Annotated in this window: 5 protein-coding genes; 2 read left to right on the forward strand and 3 right to left on the reverse strand. The window is 62.5% G+C overall.

Annotated elements, in window-relative coordinates:
• Both JWR14_RS18720 and JWR14_RS18725 read right to left on the reverse strand, forming a co-directional pair.
• Window positions 1–155 (reverse strand): DNA-3-methyladenine glycosylase (locus tag JWR14_RS18720; RefSeq protein ID WP_299709683.1); only part of this gene is annotated, 155 nt, incomplete at its 3' end.
• 198 nt (window positions 156–353) lie between these two features.
• Window positions 354–1,751, reverse strand: coding sequence for an MFS transporter (locus tag JWR14_RS18725; protein WP_299709675.1), 1,398 nt, complete (start codon window positions 1,749–1,751; stop codon window positions 354–356).
• 128 nt (window positions 1,752–1,879) lie between these two features.
• Between JWR14_RS18725 and JWR14_RS18730 the strand changes: the two genes are divergently transcribed.
• Window positions 1,880–2,608, forward strand: coding sequence for a winged helix-turn-helix domain-containing protein (locus JWR14_RS18730; protein WP_299709677.1), 729 nt, complete (start codon window positions 1,880–1,882; stop codon window positions 2,606–2,608).
• A 58-nt stretch (window positions 2,609–2,666) separates the two neighbouring features.
• Here JWR14_RS18730 and JWR14_RS18735 read toward each other — a convergent pair whose 3' ends face one another.
• The gene (locus tag JWR14_RS18735; protein ID WP_299709679.1) at window positions 2,667–2,930 is read right to left on the reverse strand and encodes a PepSY domain-containing protein; all 264 of its coding nucleotides are present in this window, start codon (window positions 2,928–2,930) and stop codon (window positions 2,667–2,669) included.
• Window positions 2,931–3,121: 191 nt separating this feature from the next.
• Between JWR14_RS18735 and JWR14_RS18740 the strand changes: the two genes are divergently transcribed.
• A partial coding sequence (locus JWR14_RS18740) for a DUF6496 domain-containing protein (protein WP_299709681.1) occupies window positions 3,122–3,567 on the forward strand: 446 nt, incomplete at its 3' end.

The raw sequence follows: 3,567 nt of genomic DNA on the forward strand, positions 1-3,567 counted from the left end.
TGCGACGCCGGATCTTCACGATCGTAGGCTTCTGTCTCTACGATCCTCCCGCCGACGCCATCGACCGTGAAGATTGCGCCGATCAGGCGCTGCGCGACTTGTTCGGATGGGGCATCGAAGTCGATAGGTGCTGCAATGCGGGATGATTTGAGCATCATTGAAAGGAGCGTACAGGAGCGCGTTGTGCGGGGTCCGCCACGGCGGCCAGGATTGTTCGTTTGCAGCGGACGTTCGGCGCCTCGATTTTGCCGTTGCCGGCTTTTCCCGTCCACATGCGCGCGTGAATCCATGCGGCATCCTTGCCGTCAGCAGCATCAACAGGGCGCCAAGCAAAGCCGCGCTCGTCCAACCTCTCAACCCGCCTGACTGATCCGCTGCCGCGTCATCGCTTTTGATGCCAACCACCAGACCAGCGCCGCTGTCAGCGAAACGGCCGCAGCCAACAGCATTGCAGTATGCATGCCGTGCTCAAACCGGTCCGGCGTGGTGAGCATCGCGCCGAAAACCGCGACGCCCAGCGCCGCGCCCGTCTGCCGCGCCGAGTTCAGCACGCCCGCCGCGATCCCGGCGCGGTTTTTATCGACGGTATCCATCAACGAACGCGTGGCCATTGGTGTAATCAGACCCGCGGAAAAGCCGATCGCCGGCATGGGGAGCGCGATGAGCCAGTAGGGCGAAGTGTCCGTGGACATCAGCAGTCCGAGAAAGCCGGTCGTATAGATGTCCAGTGCAACGCAGATCGGCCAGCGTGGCCCCACCGTCCTGACGAACCGCGCCGCCGACATGCTGCCCGCCGTCACCAGCGCGGTCAGCGGCAAGAAGGCGAGGCCGGTCAGCAACGGCGAATACGCTCGCACCTGCTGGAAATAGAGGCTCAGCGTGAAGATCAGGCCATAGAAAGTCATCGCGGAGACCATCGAGACAAACGCAGCACTGGAAAAGATCGGGTTGCTGAACAAGGACAGGGGCAGCATCGGTTGCGACCGCCTTGATTCGATCGCGAAGAAGCTTCCCGCGGCAAGTACGCTCAGCGCAATCCCGCTCACGGTCCACGGCGAGCCCCAGCCAAGCGGGTGCCCTTCTATCAGCACGGCGATCAACATGCCCAGGGCCAGGATGGCGGTCACCTGACCGGCGGGATCGAGATGGCGCGTCACCGGGGCACGGTCAACACGTTCGCCCCGTTCATTGCGTTCAACCCGCGATGTCAGCCACAAGCCGATCAACCCGATCGGCAGATTCGCAAGGAAGATGCTGCGCCAGCCGAACGCATGGATCAGGATGCCGCCGATCAATGGACCGCCAGCCATCGCCGCACCGCCGCACGCGGCCCAAAGGCCGATCGCACGGCCGCGCTCGCCCGGGTCGGCGTAGGCGCGGTTGATGAGCATCAGCGAGCAGGGCACCAGCATCGACGCGCCGATACCCTGCAGCACGCGGGCGCCGGTCAGCGCGGCAAGGTTGGTCGCCACGCCGCAGAGCGCGGACGCCAGCGTGAACACAGCGATGCCGGCGAAGTAAACGTTCTTCGCGCCAAACCGGTCGCCCAGCGTGCCACCCGTCAACAGCAGGCTCGCAAAGGTCAGCGTGTACGCGTTGACGACCCATTGCAGGCCCGCTGTGTTGGTCGCGAGCGCATCGGCGATGCTACCCAGTGCAACATTGACGATGGACGTATCAAGGATAACGACGATATAGCTGATGCTGGTCGCAGCGAGGACGCGGCGCTGTAGCGTTCGGGTGTCGGGCACAGGGAATTTCTCGCAGCGGGACGGGAAATCCAGTGTAGGGACGCTGTCATGCCGCATGCTTCGACGCGTATCGAAGCATGCGGACAGATGAGCGGATTATCATGACGAACTCAAAGCGGAGATCCTTCATGTTCCCTCATCCAGCGGTCTCGTCGGCCGCTTTCCTGATCGCCGATCCCACGCGCGCCACCATGCTCATGGTCCTCGCCGACGGTCGCGCGCGACCTGCGGGCGAGCTGGCCTACGCCGCCGGCGTGACCGCCCAGACGGCAAGCTCACATCTCGCGAAGCTGCTGACGGGCGGGTTCTTGTCGGTGGAAACGCAGGGACGGCATCGGTACTATCGCCTCGCCGGTTCGCACGTTGCACTGGCGATTGAAAATCTTGCATCGATTGCGCCGATTTCGTCGATTTCGTCGACTGGCGCGATGCGTCGAATGCCGCGCAGCCGGGAAGCCCGGGAATTGCAGTTCGCGCGATGCTGTTATGACCATCTTGCCGGCAGTCTCGGCGTAGCGGTGACGCAGGCCTTGCAGGCCCGCGGGTTTATTTCTGCTGCGGTGGATAAAGAGTTCGACGTGACGCCTGACGGCATGGGATGGTTCCTCACGATGGGCCTGGACGTGGCGGCGTTGAAACCGACCCGGCGCGGACTCGCGCGGCAATGCCTCGACTGGACCGAGCGGCGGCATCATCTGGCCGGACCCCTGGGCGTTGAATTGATGAGCCGGCTTTGCGCGATTGGATGGGTCCGGCGTTCAAAGTCCTCGCGTGCCGTTCAGGTCACGCCGAAGGGATGGGCCGGGTTGAAAGAACAACTTGGCGTGGACGAGAGAACGGTGCAGGCCGGTGTGTAACCGGTACTGCACCGGCGGTTTCTAGCTGGTTGCAACAGGTATGAAACGCACAACTGGCTTAATTCTTCAATTCATTCCTCGTCAACGCGCCGGAGTGCGGGTCGACGTGGATGTCATAGAACAAACCCTGTTTGGTGGCTTCGCCTTCCCAACGTCCGTCGTCGGCTTTGAGGCGTACCGCGTCATAGCCCTGCGCCTTGACCTTCCCGATTGCGGCGTCTTTCGATATCCAATCCGCACCCGGCTGATCATGCGCGAATGCCGCGTTGCCTGTTGCGAGTGCTAGGACGGTTCCTGCTGCGATACAAGTCTTCTTCAACATTGGCTCTCCTTAACGAATTGAATAGGCCAGCGTAGCGGTAGCGGCTGGGTTAATCGGTCATCAATCTAACATTACCCTTACATGTCGATCTGCGACGGATCCGCACAGTGGCGCCTGCCGGACGCGTTGGCACGGCCATTGCTGCCACGCCATTGCCAGACCAAGCTACCTTCTCTCAAAGGAGAGCCACCATGCCAGAGAAGAAAACCATCGAACGCGCCCATGCCGCCAAACGCGCGGGAAAGTCGCCCAGCACACAGGCTGGCGCGTTCGTGAAGGAGCAGATCGATCATGTTCGCGAGGGCAAGCACGGCGCGAAGTCCGCGAAGCAGGCGATTGCCATCGGCTTGTCGGAGGCGCGCAGATCCGGTGTCGCTATGAAGGCGCCGAAGAAGGGCGCGGCGTCCGCTGCCACTCGCAAGAAAGCGGCGAACGACACGCAGGCTGGGCAGCACAAAACCCAACGCAGCGGGAGCACGGAATCGAAGTCGAAACGGTCCGCGACGTCCACGCGGGTGCTCAAACGTGAGAGCACCAAGGCCGCTTCGCACAAGTCGCTCTCGAAGCAGGCGCATGCGAGTGCAAGCCGGCGGTCTGCGGCCGATCGATCAGCATCGGCGAAGAAAGGCTGGCAGAC

Source organism: Caballeronia sp. (assembly GCF_028292365.1).
Lineage (GTDB): Bacteria > Pseudomonadota > Gammaproteobacteria > Burkholderiales > Burkholderiaceae > Caballeronia.

Excerpts from the sequence above, each read along its gene's own strand:
- JWR14_RS18730 (WP_299709677.1), top strand. The coding sequence starts at position 1,880 with ATGTTCCCTCATCCAGCGGTCTCGTCGGCCGCTTTCCTGATCGCCGAT.
- JWR14_RS18735 (WP_299709679.1), bottom strand. The coding sequence starts at position 2,930 with ATGTTGAAGAAGACTTGTATCGCAGCAGGAACCGTCCTAGCACTCGCA.